This window comes from Moraxella nonliquefaciens (assembly GCF_001679005.1).
GTDB classification, from domain to species: Bacteria; Pseudomonadota; Gammaproteobacteria; order Pseudomonadales; family Moraxellaceae; genus Moraxella; species Moraxella nonliquefaciens.
Genome location: NZ_LXTW01000023.1, coordinates 18,069 through 34,549, shown reverse-complemented (window position 1 = coordinate 34,549; position 16,481 = coordinate 18,069). Strand labels below are relative to the sequence as shown.

Genomic DNA, 16,481 nt, shown 5'->3' with positions numbered 1-16,481 from the left:
GGGCAGGGTATGATAACACGGCTACAAATTACTCATGTACGAAACCTAAATAAGATAAGCCTAACACTGGCTGATTATAATGTATTTGTGGGGTGTAATGGCAGTGGCAAAACATCGCTTTTGGAGGCGGTGTTTTTGTTGTCTCGGGGTAAGACTTTTCGTCATCACGAACCCAAACGATACATCAGCCATCATCAAAAATCTTGTACAGTATGGGCGATGACAAAGGATGACATGCTGGCGGTGCAAAAAAAACTTGATGATAAGCATCTGGCAACAACGACATTAAAACTCAACGGGCAAACCGTAACAACCCAAAGCTCTCTAACCCATGCTTTGCCAGTACTATCCATTGATCCTGGCGGTATGATGGTGTTAGAAGAGGGCAGTCATGTTAGACGGCAAATGTTGGATTGGCTGACGTTTCACGTGAAACAAGAATTTCATGGAGAATGGCTTGCCCATCAGCGACTGCTTAAACAGCGAAATCTATTACTAAAATCCCCCAGTGTGCATAAGAGAATTGATGAAGTGCGAGCATGGGATGGTCAGTTGTCATACCATGCAGGCAGATTGCACCAATGTCGTCAGGTGATTTTTGAGCGATGGCAGGTACGTTTTGATGAGATGATGGGGCGACTGTTACCACATTATCAAGGTGATATTTATCTGTCTTATCAGGCAGGTTTTGATGATAAGGCAGGATTGCTTTTTATATTGGCATCTCGCTTGGACTCTGACATAGAGCTTGGCTATACCCGAGTGGGGGCTCATCGTGCTGATGTGATGGTGATGTTAAAGCGGTCTGATGATGGAAAAATCAAAAGTCAAGCGGTGGATGTGCTTTCTCGAGGTGAGAAAAAATTACTTATCATTGCCCTAAAACTCTCACAATTACAAGTTGTGTGTGAGCATCATCAGATAAAGCCTGTGGTACTTATTGATGATATTGATGCAGAGCTTGATGTGGATGCGATGGATTTATTGTTGGATACATTGCTATCATTGCCCTGTCAGCTGATGATAACCAGCTTAAAAAATGGCACAGCAGAGATGATTGCCCAAAAAATATCAGCCCTAAGATTGCCAAAAAGTTTTAAAAAGTTCCACGTGAAACAGGGCAATATCACACCAAATAATAAATGTTTCACGTGAAACAGACGAACGTGATGAATGAGTCCAAATAAAAAGAGCAAGATGAATGATTTTTAAAGATTTACCATGAGACGATTTTTGTTTTTAGCCACAACCATTTTATTTATTGAGCTGTTTAGCTATCTTGGGGCGAGAGGCATATTTTGGCTTATAAAACCCTATTTGCCAAACGCCAAAACAGCGGTATTTGTGAGCATGTTTATCATTACGCATTTGTTTTTGGTAACATTGTTTATTGGGCGATTTCGCTTTGGTATGGGTTATATGGCACTGCTGTGGCTTGGGATGTTAAGCATTGTCATGACCACAATGCTTGTATTTGCCATCAAATACATTCCCCATCTTAACGCCATCATGAATGGGGTGGATGCTCTTGTGGTGCGTGTGTTTGGTGTGGTAAGTTTTTTGGGGCTGATCGGTTTGTCCGTTTATAACGCCTATATGCCTGTGGTGCGACATTTGTCCATACAGATTGATAAACCGATGAATCCTGTTAGGTTTGCCGTGGCAAGCGATACGCATTTGGGTCATTTGGTTGGCAGTCGTCAGTTGAACCTTTTGGCGGATATTTTACGCCGTGAAAAAGTGGACGTGCTACTCATGCCGGGGGATATCATGGATGATGACACACATGTCTATTACGATGAACAAATGAACGTCGCTTTTGATAACTTAGTCGCCGCAGTCAATGGTAATCTCATCGCAAGTCTTGGCAATCATGATTTGTATGATGCCAAAGAACGTCATGCCATCGTTCAGGCAGTGCGTGATGGTGGAGCGATACTGCTTGATGACCGTACTCAAATGTTTGTCATTAATAACACACCCATGACCATCGTCGGACGATATGATGATTATCATGCCAATCGCCTGTCCACACAAGAGCTGATGCGTGGCGTGGATACTCGCCATCTTGTGATACTGCTTGACCACAGACCCAGCCAGATTGATCAAAATGTCCAGCTTCCCATTGACCTGCAAGTCTCAGGACATACCCATAATGGACAGATTTTCCCAGCAAACTTTATCGTCAAAGCCCTAAACCGTGTGGCTTATGGGTATAAAAAAATCAACAACACGCATGTGGTTGTCTCATCAGGATATGGTTTTTGGGGTGTGCCATTTCGCTTGGGTTCACAAGCTGAGGTGTGGGTGATAGAGATGCGTGGAGATATGGAGAATGATGAGTTTGACAGACAAAAGAATGTAAGCTCTGGCGGTTTATGATGCCAAGAATCTTGTTGTTAAGATTCTAATTAGATTTATTGTTTTTATGTTGGCAGAATTTGGTAAAAATAGACACTGCTAAGACCACTAATCCACCCTAGCCAAGACCAAATTTACCATCTCTGATATGCTCTCACCCAGACCATTAAGCAATATTTTTATGTTATATCATGGGGTTTTGTATGGTGCTACGCCAGTTTGTCAGTTTGGATGGGGTAAATTTTAATGTCAATCCATTAAAAGTAATGAAAAGATAAACGCAAGATGGCGTGCTTTGAGACGATAAAGCCCTAACTTGTGTCAGGGCTTACCGCATGGGTTTTGTCTTCCATTCATCATCCGTGGTTCATGTATCAGCATTCATCCGTGGTGGCATGTCCATTTGCCGTCTTCCTTGCTGATGGGTGTATTATGCCAAAAGTCATCTTGTAAGAAAATACGCAAAAGTCGCAAATTTTTGTAAGCATTTACTTACAAATACATATCGCTTATGCCCCAAACTCTTTTATCAACACTTGTAAGCCCAATATAAGCAAAACAGCAAAGGCGTTCATGGCACTTTTATGTGAATGGGAAAATGAGTGTGAGCGTGTGATGGTGTGTGGATTTTGTCTGTCAAACACCCCCAAAACTTGTTATAATAATACATTTATCATTGTCATGCAGTAGGATATTATGGATACCCAAATCTCAAACCCTAGCCCCATCAATCACATCACCATTTACCAAAAACTTGCCAAAAATCACGCCGTGCGTACCGAACAGGTACAGGCCTTTGCCGACTTGCTGGATGAAGGGGCAAGCGTGCCATTCATCGCCCGTTACCGTAAGGACAGAACAGGTGGACTTGATGATGACATGCTTCGCACCTTAGAGAAGGCCTTAACGCATGAGCGAGATTTGCAAGCTCGCCGTAATAAGGTGCTAGATCTTTTGACTGCCCAAAATGCCCTAACAGACGAGCTTGGTGAGCGTATCACAAATGCCGTGAGCAAATTGGAGCTTGATGCCATCTATGAACCTTATCGCCCAAAACGCCGTACTTTATCAGCTAAGGCGACTTTGGCAGGGCTTGCACCCATTGCTAAGCGGATTTTGGCAGGGGAGCATTTGGGTGTGGCACTGTCCGACTACACGCCTGTCAGTGTAGTAACAGATGAGCAGGGTGAGAGTTTTGATGTGGATTATAGTACCCATGAGTTACAACTGGCGGGCGTGCAGGCGATCATCCTTGATGAATGGGCGTTGAATTTAGATTTATTTGACAAGGTGCGAGTGGGTTTTAATGCCACAGCAAGCATTCATGCCAAACTGGTTGGTGAAGAAAAGCGAGAGGTTGGTGAAAAATTCAAAGACTATTTTGACCACACCGAATCTTTTGCTAAACTCTCAAACCACCGCCTGCTCGCCATGCTTCGAGGCAGACAGGCAAATGTGCTGACTTTATCTGTGCTTGGCGAAGATGAGCCATTTATTGCCCAAATCAAAAATGCCTTTGGGATAGATGAGTCGGATGAACGTGGGCAGTTTTTGGCACAGACAGCGAGCAGACTGTGGCATGCCAAATGGCGACCACAGATAGAACACCGCCTATTGACCGAGAGACGGCTGGATGCCCAAGCTCACGCCATTGGTGTATTTGCCCAAAACCTAAAACACTTACTGATGGCCGCCCCTGCTGGACGCAAAGTTATTTTGGGGGTTGACCCGGGCATTCGTCATGGCATAAAGATGGCGGTGATTGACAGTATAGGCGATGTTGTGGCAACTGATACCGTCTATCCCTTTACCGACCCCACAAACGATAAGGCAAAAGCGACAATTGCCAAATTGATGATGGATCATCATGTAGAGCTTGTCGCCATCGGCAACGGCACAGCAAGCCGTGAATCAGAAGAGATCATTAAGATGGTAATCGATGAGCATGATTTGTCAGCCAAAGCGGTGATGGTAAGTGAGGCAGGTGCTTCGGTGTATTCAGCAAGCGAGATTGCAAGTCACGAACTGCCCAACCTTGATGTGTCGGTGCGTGGAGCGGTGTCTATTGCAAGGCGATTACAAGACCCATTGTCTGAACTTGTCAAGGTTCACCCAAAGGCAATCGGTGTGGGGCAATATCAGCACGATGTTAATCAAGCTGAGTTAGAGTCTAGCCTTGATAAAGTTACCGAAGATTGTGTCAATGCGGTGGGTGTGGATGTGAATACGGCAAGCCCTGCCATCCTTGCCCACATTGCAGGACTGAACAAAAATGTCGCCCAACAAATCGTCAATCATCGTCGCAGTAATGGGGCGTTTAAAAACCGTGAAGAGTTAAAAGCTGTACCACGCTTGGGTGCGAAAACCTTTGAGCAGTCAGCAGGGTTTTTACGCATCAAAGATGGCAGTGAACCACTAGATGCAACAGGCGTACATCCAGAGAGTTATGAACTGGTGTACGAGATTTTGCGTAAGGCGGATAAATCATTATCAGAGGTGCTGGGCAATGAAAGTCTTGTCAAATCCTTAAATGACAGTACGGACAATTTTAGCCAACTTGCAACAGCGCTTGCTCATCTTGCCAAACCTGCCCATGACCCTCGTGGTGAGTTTAGAACCGCCAAATTCCGTGATGATGTCAGCGAGATTAAACACTTACACATCGGCATGGAGTTGGAGGGTGTGGTAACCAATGTTACCACTTTTGGCTGTTTTGTGGACATTGGCGTACACCAAGATGGGTTGGTGCATGTCTCTGAGCTTTCTGATGGTTTTGTTGCCAACCCTACACATGTACTAAAACCCCAAGACATCGTCAAGGTGCGTGTGTTGTCCGTAGATGAATCCAGAGGGCGTATTGGTCTTTCTATGAAATCGCCCAACGAAAAAGAACCCTTAAAATCTGATAAGACACATATTGATAAGACTGGCAGGGATTTTAAGGGCAAATCAAGCAAAGCCAAATCAAACAACAGACCAAAACGTGAACCTAGCAAGCCCAAAAACGATGCCAAAGTGGGAAGTTTTGGGGCGTTGTTACAAAAAGCGGGGCTTAAATAATTTGGATTAATATTGAATTTGGGGCGTGGTTGCATCATGGTGCAATCATCGCCATCACAAAATACGCAAAAAATTGCAAAGTTTTGTAAGTATTTTCTAAACGTGCCTTATTTGGTTGTTTTATCTCGGTTTTTATCTAAGAGTGCCAATAGCTCGTTATCATTGACCAGTATGTCAGCAAGGGTGTGGCTGTCTAGTACGTCCACAAAGGCAAGCATGGCTTTATGAAACACACCCTTTAAATGGCAGGCAGGAAAGATGGTACAGCCACTGGCATCATCGCTGATATTGACCAGGCTGATTTTGTTGTTTGTGTTTTTGCTGTTATCATCTAAGCATTGTAAGATACCAAAGTCACTTTCGGTGTGGCGAATGAGCTTGCCAATATTAATCTTGCTTGGGTCTTTTGCCAGACAAATGCCCCCACCTTTGCCACGCACGCTTTGGATATAGCCCAACTTGCCAAGCTGATGAATGATTTTGCTAAGATGGCCTTTTGAGATGTTATAGGCGTGGGCGATGTCGTCAATGTTGGCAAGCTCACCATCTTTTGGTATTACCGCCAAATAAATCAAAGAGCGTAGTGCATAATCGCTATAATTGGTCAGTTTCATGCTGTCATTCTCAACGTTAAAGACATGGGATATGCGTATCAATCATGATGTTTATTAAGACATGCCTGACCTTTGTGACATAAGTTACATTTTGGAGAGTGCATACAAATAAAATGATTGTTTTTATATAAAAACCCATCTGACCATTTAATCTAAAAAGTTAAGTAAAAGCCTTAAAAATTTGCTCATTAAGTGGTCAGATGGTGTGCTTTTTAAATCTTGCACGCACCGCCTTGACAGCTGTCATCGTTTTCACTGTCAAATCCACCAATCACACTCATGTCCGCCAGGTCGCCAAGCATGGCATCAAAGTCCACCTCATCAAAGTCTAATTCATCCAAATCGGTTGATTGTGGGTTGGTCATGTTCATCTCCTGTATTGGTTTTAAGGTAAATTAGAACCCAAAGACGCCCATCAGATGTCCAAAGGTTGCCAGTTTTCACCCTTTAATGGTGGCAGATAGGCAGGCCCTTTTTGTTGATACGCCCAAAGCTGGCTTGGGATTTTGTAGATGTCGTTACGCTCGAGGTCTATGTGTGTGGCAATTTTATCGGTTTGACCTGTTTTTAGTAGTGTGGCAAAGTTGGGATTTATCATTACCGCCTTGCCAACAGCGATGAACTCTGCCCAGCCTGTCTTGTAGGCACGCACCACATCATCAGCCGATAACAAACAACCCACACCAATTAAGGGCAATCTACCACCAATACGCTCATGCAGTTGTTCTATGCGTGTCAAATTGGTGTCTGCCCCACGTCTTGCCTTTTTATAAAAATCCCACAAAGAGACGTGCAGATATTGCAAAGGTTCATGAACCAAAGCATCAATCAAATCAAAAGTATCCGCCATTGTCAAGCCGTCATCGCCTGCCTCCTCTGGTGAAAAACGATACCCAACGATAAACTCTGGCTTGTTATGTTTGGCTTTAACATCATTGACTGTCTTGATGACACATTTGGGAAAACGCAAACGGTTCTCTAAACTGCCTCCCCACTCATCATCTCGCTTGTTGGCTTGGGGTGAGAAAAATTGCTGAATCAGATAATTGTTCGCCCCATGAATTTCCACACCGTCAAAGCCTGCTCGTATGGCTAAGTCAGTTGCCACGCCAAAGCCTCTGATGATTGTCTGTATCTCGTCCACACTCATGGCTCTGGCGGATTGTGTGCCATCATCCATGGCAGATGGAGCGATGACCTCGCCAAACTGGGCAAGCGACTGATAACCGCCATGATGAATTTGTAAAATTGGTTTTGCACCGCCTTGCTTGATGATGCTTGCGATTTTTGTTAGGCTTGCCAAATGGCTCTCATCATAGGCACACGGCTGACCGACAAAGGCCTTACCGCTTGGGTGTACCAAAGTTGCTGCTGTGATAAATATCCCAAAATCATCCGCTCGCCCTGTCAAAAATGCCTGCTCTTCGTCAGATAATGTGCCATCAGGGTTGGACGCATAGTGGGTCATCGGCGTAACGACAAGGCGATTACGAATCTCTACACCATTATTTAGGGTAAAAGGGCTAAAAAGTGGGGTGGTGTCAGTCATGGGGTGCTCTCTTTTGAGTTAAAAAATTGATTAAAATTGGCTAAATGGCTCTGTGGTGATTATGTTCGGTTGTACTGTGCTAAAACTAACCGTCAACAGCCTCTAAGATAAGCTCATAGGAGCGGGCTTGTTTGTCTTTGTCATAAATATAGCTCACCACCATGAATTCATCGGCATTGACTTGTTTTTGTAACTGTTCTAACTGGGCTTTGACCGTCTTTGGTGAACCAATCACGCTACACGCCGTCATGCTCTTTGCCATGGATAAGATGTGCGGTGGGATACGACTTTCAATGTCTGGTACTGGCGGTTTCATGCCCGAACGTTCGCCCGTTACCACATTTAGGAAAAACTGTAAACTGGTGGTCGCCAAAAGTTTCGCTTCGCTGTCGGTATCAGCAACGATGGCATTTAGCCCAACGATGACCTTGGGTTTGTCAAGCACATCAGAGGGCTTAAATTCTTTGCGATAAATCTCAACTGCCTGTGTTAAAAAGCGTGGCGCAAAGTGAGATGCAAAAGCATAAGGCAAACCCAATTCCGCCGCCAAATAAGCACTCTCAGGACTAGAACCTAAGATATAAAGTGGCACATTTAACCCTTTGGCAGGGTAGGCTCGCACCTTGTCGCTCTTATCATCGCCAAAATAGAACTGTAACTCTTTGATATCACTAGGAAAACTTGACACAAAATCGTCCTGATGACGGCGGATGGCTTTGGCAGTGGCAGGGTCGGTACCAGGCGCTCGCCCAAGCCCCAAATCCACACGGTTGGGATATAGGCTTGCCAGCGTACCATACTGCTCAGCAACAATAAAGGGGGAATGGTTGGGGAGCATGACACCGCCTGAGCCAACCCGAATGGTGTTTGTCTTGTCAAGCACATGCCCGATAAGCAGGCTTGTGGCAGAGCTTGCCAGATATGGCATGTTGTGATGCTCGGCAATCCAATAGCGAGTGTAACCAAGACGCTCGGCAAGCTGTGCCAATGCCACAAGGTCGACCACAGCATCGGCAAATGTCTCACCATCTCGCAAGGGGGCAAGGTTTAAAATAGATAAATCAGTCATGGCTTTTCTCAATTTTATATTTATACATATACAATAATTTAGATATATTTGGGCAAAAATTTTTAATTTGGGTATTGGTCGGATGATGTCATTTTATCAAAAATCAATCTTATATGGGGTGTGGGACATACAAAACATGGTGATTTATTCCTAAACTGTAACCAAAACCCAAAGATGTCATATCATTTTAATCAGACAAACCGCCAATCTCATGACGCACTTGATGGATAAATTTGTCCACACCACCAGAATGATAGCGGTAGTAGGTCCATTTGCCAATGCGTCTGCTCTGTATCAGCCCTGTTTGTTGTAGGTTATTTAGATAGCTTGAAATTACCGATTGGGCAAGTCCTGATTTTTCGGCAATCACACCCACACAAATCCCACCATCAAATCCTGTTTCTGTACAACGCAAGGCATCCACCCCAAAATGTGTGGCAGGGTCTTTTAGCCACAGTAAAATCTGGTAGCGAACATCGTTGCCCAGCACTTTAAAAATGTCGGTAGATTTCATGAATTGAATGCAGGTGATTTTATAAACAATATATCATTATATCTATAAATTTAGATATGTCAAGATGATTGTGATATCACAAAAATCATGAGATGATAAATGAGGTGATAAATGTGATAAAATGACATAAAACCATGTTGACATCTTATAAAAACCACACCATGCTCCAAACTGCACCACCCATGAAAGACGGCGTATCTCCAAGCCGTATTTATTTAGAAAAATTAAACAATATACCCAAGAATTTGTTGGTATTTTTATGCCAAAAATTCCCCCATGTCAGCTTTGATGAATGGCGGGCACGTTTTGAGAATGGTGATGTGTGGAGTGATACAACAGAGGGTGGGTTTGTGCCATTGATGTCAGATGCACCCTATCTACATGGGCGGACGATTTATTATTACCGCAGCTTAGCGTGTGAGGTTGTTGTGCCATTTGATTATCAAATTTTGTTTGAAAATGATGAATTTATGGTGGTGGATAAGCCCCATTTTTTGGCGGTAACACCATCTGGCAATCATGTTAAGCAGACTTTGCTTACTCGCCTAAAAGCTGATACAGACAATGCCAATTTGTCCCCCATTCACAGACTGGACAAAGAGACAGCAGGGTTGATACTTGTGAGTAAAAATCCTACCACACGCCATCTGTATCAAGCCTTATTTGCCAATCATGCCATCACAAAGGTGTATCACGCCATCGCTACTGTTAATCATAATTTAACAATGCCGATGGATGTTCGTTTGCATTTAGAGCGAGGTGAGCCGTTTTATCTCATGCGTGTTAATGCCGACAAACCTGCCAACACGCACACGCATATTGATGTGTTGGCACTTAGGGGTAACATGGCAAAGTATGAGCTTCGCCCCAGTACTGGCAAACTGCATCAGCTTAGGGTTCATCTTAACCATCTTGGCATGCCCATCTGTCACGACCCTTATTATCCATCTGTGTGCCATAAGCCCAAAGATGATTTTACTCACCCCTTACAGCTACTTGCTAAATATCTTGAATTTAAAGACCCCATGACAGGCAAATGGCATAGATTTGTATCAAGGCGACAGTTGCTGTTATGATGATTTTATTACCGATATGGTCTGTTGGTTTTTTGGTATCAGATTACCAAAATAAAAAACTCACCCCAAGCAAAATCAGCAGTACACATTGTAGGATTAAAAAATTTTGGTGTTTTTTTAAAAATACCACTAAGGCTGAGCCTTGTTCTTTGCTGTCCGTGTTTTGGATGCTTATCACGTCAAGCTCTTGTTTGGTGGGGTGTTTATTGTCGCTCATGGGACGGCTAATCTCTTATTGACAAAATCATTGGGGCTGATGCTCATGACCATATCAAATCTTAGTGATGCTGATTTGTTTATTGTAATTTTATGTAATAAATCATTACAATAAATATTTTTGTGTTACTTGTTGTACTATTATATCGTCTTTTTTGAAATTTTTAAATAAAAAACAGCATTTTTGTATAAAATCCATCGGCATTGTTGTCAATCTTTATCATTGATAAAATTAATTAAAATCACTGGTTTGTGTCATCGTGCCAAAACATTGGACAAATCAAATCAGACACCCACGCCAAAAAATGATAAAATGGGTTGATTTACTCATCTGTTTTTTATTTGTAATGGCTTTTATTTGTAATAGGAATTTTTATGACCACACTAACGACTAAACTGACCGCCGACCAGCTCTTATTTGAAAAAGCCAAACGCCATATTCCAGGGGGTGTAAACTCGCCTGTGCGTGCCTTTGTAGGGGTGGGCGGTACGCCTGTTTTTATAAGCCGTGCCAAGGGTGCATATATGTATGATACCCAAGGGCGTGAGTACATTGATTATGTGGGTTCGTGGGGGCCGATGATTTTGGGTCATGCTCACCCCAAGGTCGTCGATGCGGTAAAGCTCGCCTGTGATGACGGCTTGTCTTTTGGGGCTCCCACGCCATTTGAGACGACCATGGCGGATTTGATTGCTGATATCATGCCACACATTGAGCTCATTCGCATGGTGTCATCAGGCACAGAAGCTACTATGAGTGCCATTCGTCTGGCTCGTGGCTACACAGGGCGAGACAAGATTGTCAAATTTGAGGGGTGCTATCATGGGCATTCAGACAGCTTGCTTGTTAAGGCAGGCTCTGGCATGCTAGATATTGGTGAGCCGACATCCAAGGGCGTGCCTGCCGACTTTGCCAAACATACCATTACTCTACCTTATAATGACACCCAAGCACTACAATCTGCCTTTGACAAATTTGGTGATGAATTTGCATGCGTGATTTTAGAGCCGATAGCGGGCAACATGAACATGGTTATCCCAAGCCAAGAATTTCATAACACCCTGCGTGAGCTTTGCACCAAGCACGGGGCGGTGTTGATTTTTGATGAAGTAATGACGGGCTTTCGTGTGGGACTAAAAGGGGCAAGTCATCATTTTGGCATCACCCCAGACCTTAGCACTTTTGGCAAAATCATCGGAGCTGGCTTGCCCGTGGGAGCATTTGGTGGTAAGCGTGAGATTATGGAATGTATCGCCCCCTTAGGTGGTGTGTATCAAGCAGGAACGCTCTCAGGCAACCCTTTGGCCATGCGTGCAGGTAAGGCAATGTTTGATGAATTAACCCGTCCGGATTTTTATGAACAATTAACCGCCAAAACCGCCAAATTGGTCAATGGCTTGCAAAAACTGGCGGATAAACATGGCATAGACTTTTCAAGTTGTTATGTGGGCGGTATGTTTGGGCTGTTTTTTAGCAAAGAGTTACCCAAAAACTTTGATGATGTGGCACACGCCGACACCAAGCGTTTTAATCAGTTTTTTCATGCCATGCTAGAACAGGGTGTCTATCTTGCCCCATCTGCCTTTGAAGCTGCCTTTATGTCTATTGCCCACACCGATGATGATATTGAACAGACGCTGTTGTGTGCTGATAAAGCATTTGCCAGATTGGCTGGTTGATTTTTTAAGATTCATTACCATATAATTTGGCTATATCACCGCCATTAAAATATTTTTGCTCCGTGCAATTTGGAAAAAAACATGCTAACAAAAGCCATCAGTGCTGTATTTGGCACCAAAAACGAACGTGAATTAAAACGTATGCGTAAAGTTGTGGACAAGATTAATGCTCTTGAACCCACGATTTTGGCACTGTCTGATGATGAGTTACGCCGAAAAACCGATGAATTTAAAAGTCGTCATGCCAATGGTGAGAGTTTGGATAAACTCTTGCCTGAGGCATTCGCTGTGTGCCGTGAGGCCTCCAAACGTGTCAATGGCATGAGACATTATGATGTGCAACTTATCGGTGGCATGACCTTGCATGAGGGTAAGATTGCTGAGATGAAGACCGGTGAGGGTAAGACCTTAATGGCAACCCTTGCCATGTATCTAAATGCCATCAGTGGCAAAGGTGTGCATGTTGTTACGGTGAATGATTATTTGGCAGGGCGTGATGCTGAGCTTAACCGTGAGCTATTTGGCTTCTTGGGATTGACAGTGGGTGTGATTTATAGCCAACAGCCCCCCCATGAGAAGTTTGATGCTTATCGTGCTGATATCACCTATGGCACCAATAACGAATACGGCTTTGATTATCTGCGTGATAACATGGTGTTTAGCAAAGATGAGAAAAAACAGCGTCCCTTAAACTATTGCATCATTGATGAGATTGACAGTATTTTGATTGATGAGGCTCGCACACCGCTCATCATTTCAGGACAAGCTGAGGACTCAGCCCATCTGTATTCGTTAATTAACAACATCATTCCTCGCCTAAAAAAGTCCGACAACGAAGAGGATAATAAAAATAACGTGGCACAGGATTTTTGGATTGATGAGAAAAACCGAGCCATTGAGATTAGCGAAAAAGGCTATGAAAAGATAGAAAAGTTTTTGATAGAAGTGGGTGAGCTTGGCGAAAAAGAAAGCCTATACAGTCCTGCTCGCCTGCCCTTGCTCGCTCATGTGCAGGCGGCGATTAGAGCCCATCATTTATTTGTCAAGAATGTTCATTATATCATCTCTGATGATAATGAGATTGTTATTGTGGACGAAAATACAGGGCGTACCATGCCAGGCAGACGTTGGAGTGAGGGGCTACACCAAGCGGTAGAAGCCAAAGAGGGTGTTGAGATTCAAGCTGAAAACCAAACCATGGCGACAACCACATTCCAAAACTATTTTCGTCTGTATGATAAACTCTCTGGCATGACAGGCACAGCAGATACCGAGGCGGCAGAATTTAAATCCACTTATGATATGGATGTGGTCATCATCCCCACCCATCGCCCCATTGCTCGTGTGGATTTAAATGACCAAATTTTCTTATCCAAATTGGGCAAATATCAAGGCATCATCCGTGAGATTCGTGAGATTACTGCCAAAGGAGCCCCTGTGCTTGTCGGTACAGCAACCATTGAGGCATCTGAGCAGTTGTCGTATTTACTTGACCAAGCAGGCATTAAGCACAACGTTCTAAATGCCAAACAGCATGAGCGAGAGGCGGAGATTATCGCTCAGGCAGGCAGACCATCTGCCGTTACCATCGCAACCAACATGGCAGGTCGTGGTACAGACATCATCTTAGGCGGTAATTGGCAGGCGGAGATAGAGGATTTGGATGCACTCACCGACGCCCAAAAGAGCGAGTTACAAAGTCAATGGCAAGCCCGTAACGAGGCGGTCAAAGCAGCAGGCGGACTACACATCATCGGTTCAGAACGCCACGAATCACGCCGTATTGACAACCAATTACGTGGACGTGCAGGACGACAAGGAGACCCCGGTCAGTCTCGCTTTTTCTTATCACTAGAAGATGACTTGATGCGGATTTTTGCAGGCGACCGTGTGGTGTCAATGATGCGTGCCATGGGTCTAAAAGAAGATGAGGCCATTGAACATAAAATGGTGTCTCGTTCAATTGAGAATGCACAGGGCAAAGTTGAGGCTCGTGATTTTGATGCTCGTAAAAGTCTGTTAAAATACGATGATGTTGCCAATGAACAGCGTAAAGTCATCTACACACAGCGTGATGATTTGTTAGAAGAGATTGATTTGCAAGCATCCATCAAGACCATGCACCATGAGGTGTATAATGCACTTATCACGCAGTTTGTGCCAGTAGGTTCGGTGGATGACCAATGGAATATTGATGGGTTAGAAGATGAGATTGAGGATGCTTTTGGTTATTATATGCCGATTAATGACTGGCTAGATGCTGACCGTCGCCTTGATGAAGAGGGGTTGCGTGCTAAGATTATTGACTTTGCCATCGCCCATTATCAGAAAAAACGTGAGACCATGGGCGAGCAAAACGCTGCTAGGTTGGAGCGTGATTTTATGCTTCGTAACCTTGACCGCCACTGGAAAGAGCATCTGACTCAAATGGATCAACTGCGTAAAGGTATTCATCTGCGTAGCTATGCCCAAAAGAACCCTGAACAAGAGTATAAGCGTGAATCGTTTGATTTGTTCCAGTCCATGCTTGGGGCGATTAAGTCAGATGTGGTGCAGGACTTGGCACGTGTGCATGTCGCCACCCCAGAAGAGATTGCTCAAATCCAAGAAGAGCGTCGCCGTCAAGCCAAGATGATGCAGCTGCATTTTGAGCATAATGACATGGGATTAGAGGGTGAGATTGCCACCGATGAAAGTCGCCCACGAGCAACCCAAAACGTTCAGCGTATCACGGTCAGTTTGGGCGGTGTGGCATCCACGCCAAATCTTTCGCCAAACGGTCATGTCAATACCAACACCAACACTAATATCAACGCCAATACTGGCACTGACACCAACCAAAGCATGGCAGATGTGAGCGATACCACAGCACCCCAAAGCATCGATGATGTCTTTATCCCTGCCAATATCAACCGTAACGCCCCCTGCCCCTGCGGTAGTGGCTTAAAGTATAAGCAATGTCATGGTAAGATTTAAGTAATGCTTGCCATCTTGCTGTATGTTGAATTGATTAATACTTTAAGGGTTAAGTGTTTGTCTGTAATTGCTTGAATGTGAGCTTGTTAATCTCGCTTTTAGGTGCTTTTTGGTTGATTGTAGAGCTTGCTATTAAAGTCTTGCTTTTTTAATCTGCCCAAACAACCTGCCCCAAAAACAAGTCACAGCTACTTAAAAATAAAATGTTAGGGCATGCCTGCCTTTGTTGGTTGCCCTACAAAGTGCTTGTCAAAAAATCCCATTACCTGCCGACCGATAAATCCTGTATCAAATGTCAAAGCCTGATAATCATAATCCACAAAACCGATATGACCGCCATAAGTTGTGTTTAGTAATACCACATCCGCTGACACATCTGAGTGTTCAGCAGTTACACCCAAAAATGGGTCATCTTTGGCGGTAATGATGAGCGTGGGTTTGCTAATCTCTGTCAAATATGGCAAGGCGGAGGACTGGCGATAGTAGTCATTTTTTGAACGAAAACCATGGCGAGGGGCGGTAAAGACATTATCAAAATCACCAATACGTTTGGCAGATTTTAATGCCTTTAACTCATCAGAGGTTAGATGATTGTCTAGGGCTTTTTTGATGATGGGGTTTAGCAGATAAGGCGTATAAATATGCCGTCCAAGCAGTCGCTCCATGGCCACCGAACTGCTTGCCAAATCCACAGGGGCTGACACCACAACCGCACAGCGACAGATGGCATCTGAACCATATTCGCCCATGTATTTGGCAAGAGCATTACCCCCAAGCGATACACCAACTGCATAGATTTGGGTGAAATTATCCTGTAAATGGCTTAAATAATGATGAATCTCCGCCGTATCACCTGCATTATAAAACACCTTACCTGACACCGCCACACCACCACACGAGCGAAAATGAGCCACCACAAAATGACAATCCGCCCCATGTACAGCATCAGCCAATGATTTGGCATAATGGCTTTGGCTTGACCCCTCCATGCCATGAAACAGCACGATGAGCGGTTTTTGGTATTTGGCGTTCACTTGACTGTCATCGCTAAGAAAATAATCAAATGCCACTTGACTCTCATTTAGCGAATCTTTGATAAGATGACGGGTGTAATCAGGCGTGTGATTGACCACATAACGAGGTAAAATGGTTTGTAAGTGGGGATTTTTTAGCCAAAAGGGTGGACGAAAATCAGTAGCAAGGGCAGTCATGGCACTCTTTTATAAACAGTCATTCAAGCTAAATGGGTGTGATGTGTGCAATTTCAATGGGCAACCAATCGCTCTGGTAATATCATCTTAGATTAAAATAAAAATTGATANNTATCAATTTTTATTTTAATCATATCCTGTTTTAATCATTTTTT

General features: G+C 43.9%; 13 protein-coding genes. 6 read left to right on the top strand and 7 right to left on the bottom strand.

The genetic code is table 11. From position 1 onward, the window contains the following. The first annotated feature begins 9 nt into the window (after nucleotides 1–9). The 3 genes from recF (at nucleotide 10) to A7456_RS06460 (ending at nucleotide 5,421) form a co-directional block, all read left to right on the top strand. Nucleotides 10–1,155, top strand: coding sequence for a DNA replication/repair protein RecF (recF, locus tag A7456_RS06470; RefSeq protein ID WP_067008836.1), 1,146 nt, complete (start codon nucleotides 10–12; stop codon nucleotides 1,153–1,155). 66 nt (nucleotides 1,156–1,221) lie between these two features. Beyond that, on the top strand, nucleotides 1,222–2,382 hold the full coding sequence (locus A7456_RS06465) for a metallophosphoesterase (protein ID WP_067008833.1): 1,161 nt from the start codon (nucleotides 1,222–1,224) through the stop codon (nucleotides 2,380–2,382). 675 nt (nucleotides 2,383–3,057) lie between these two features. Continuing rightward, nucleotides 3,058–5,421, top strand: coding sequence for a helix-hairpin-helix domain-containing protein (locus A7456_RS06460; RefSeq protein WP_067008830.1), 2,364 nt, complete (start codon nucleotides 3,058–3,060; stop codon nucleotides 5,419–5,421). Nucleotides 5,422–5,528: 107 nt separating this feature from the next. Here A7456_RS06460 and A7456_RS06455 read toward each other — a convergent pair whose 3' ends face one another. The 5 genes from A7456_RS06455 to A7456_RS06440 form a co-directional block, all read right to left on the bottom strand. After that, entirely contained in the window at nucleotides 5,529–6,035 is a 507-nt protein-coding gene (locus A7456_RS06455; protein ID WP_067008827.1) for an Rrf2 family transcriptional regulator, read from the bottom strand. A 212-nt stretch (nucleotides 6,036–6,247) separates the two neighbouring features. Next, complete coding sequence (locus tag A7456_RS11420; RefSeq protein ID WP_158512501.1) at nucleotides 6,248–6,400, bottom strand: hypothetical protein; 153 nt, start codon at nucleotides 6,398–6,400, stop codon at nucleotides 6,248–6,250. A gap of 50 nt (nucleotides 6,401–6,450) precedes the next feature. Further along, nucleotides 6,451–7,584: an NADH-dependent flavin oxidoreductase gene (locus A7456_RS06450; RefSeq protein ID WP_067008824.1), complete on the bottom strand. Its 1,134-nt coding sequence runs from the start codon at nucleotides 7,582–7,584 to the stop codon at nucleotides 6,451–6,453. An 85-nt stretch (nucleotides 7,585–7,669) separates the two neighbouring features. Further along, the gene (locus A7456_RS06445; protein WP_067008821.1) at nucleotides 7,670–8,653 is read right to left on the bottom strand and encodes an LLM class flavin-dependent oxidoreductase; all 984 of its coding nucleotides are present in this window, start codon (nucleotides 8,651–8,653) and stop codon (nucleotides 7,670–7,672) included. 187 nt (nucleotides 8,654–8,840) lie between these two features. After that, a complete protein-coding gene (locus A7456_RS06440; RefSeq protein ID WP_066884835.1) occupies nucleotides 8,841–9,167 on the bottom strand; it encodes an ArsR/SmtB family transcription factor in 327 nt (108 codons plus the stop codon). Between the two features lie 134 nt (nucleotides 9,168–9,301). On the opposite strand from A7456_RS06440, the gene A7456_RS06435 reads away from it, so the two are divergent. Beyond that, complete coding sequence (locus tag A7456_RS06435) at nucleotides 9,302–10,243, top strand: pseudouridine synthase (RefSeq protein ID WP_227713266.1); 942 nt, start codon at nucleotides 9,302–9,304, stop codon at nucleotides 10,241–10,243. Nucleotides 10,244–10,286: 43 nt separating this feature from the next. Here the strand turns inward: A7456_RS06435 and A7456_RS11415 are convergent, their stop codons facing one another. Further along, complete coding sequence (locus A7456_RS11415; RefSeq protein ID WP_156623323.1) at nucleotides 10,287–10,460, bottom strand: hypothetical protein; 174 nt, start codon at nucleotides 10,458–10,460, stop codon at nucleotides 10,287–10,289. A gap of 374 nt (nucleotides 10,461–10,834) precedes the next feature. Here A7456_RS11415 and hemL point away from each other — a divergent pair, with 374 nt between their 5' ends. Both hemL and secA read left to right on the top strand, forming a co-directional pair. Next, nucleotides 10,835–12,139: a glutamate-1-semialdehyde 2,1-aminomutase gene (gene hemL, locus A7456_RS06430; protein WP_067008818.1), complete on the top strand. Its 1,305-nt coding sequence runs from the start codon at nucleotides 10,835–10,837 to the stop codon at nucleotides 12,137–12,139. A gap of 81 nt (nucleotides 12,140–12,220) precedes the next feature. Continuing rightward, nucleotides 12,221–15,115, top strand: a complete 2,895-nt coding sequence (secA, locus tag A7456_RS06425) for a preprotein translocase subunit SecA (RefSeq protein WP_067008816.1) — start codon at nucleotides 12,221–12,223, stop codon at nucleotides 15,113–15,115. A 206-nt stretch (nucleotides 15,116–15,321) separates the two neighbouring features. Here the strand turns inward: secA and A7456_RS06420 are convergent, their stop codons facing one another. Then, entirely contained in the window at nucleotides 15,322–16,326 is a 1,005-nt protein-coding gene (locus A7456_RS06420; RefSeq protein ID WP_067008813.1) for a YheT family hydrolase, read from the bottom strand. Between the last annotated feature and the right edge of the window lie 155 nt (nucleotides 16,327–16,481).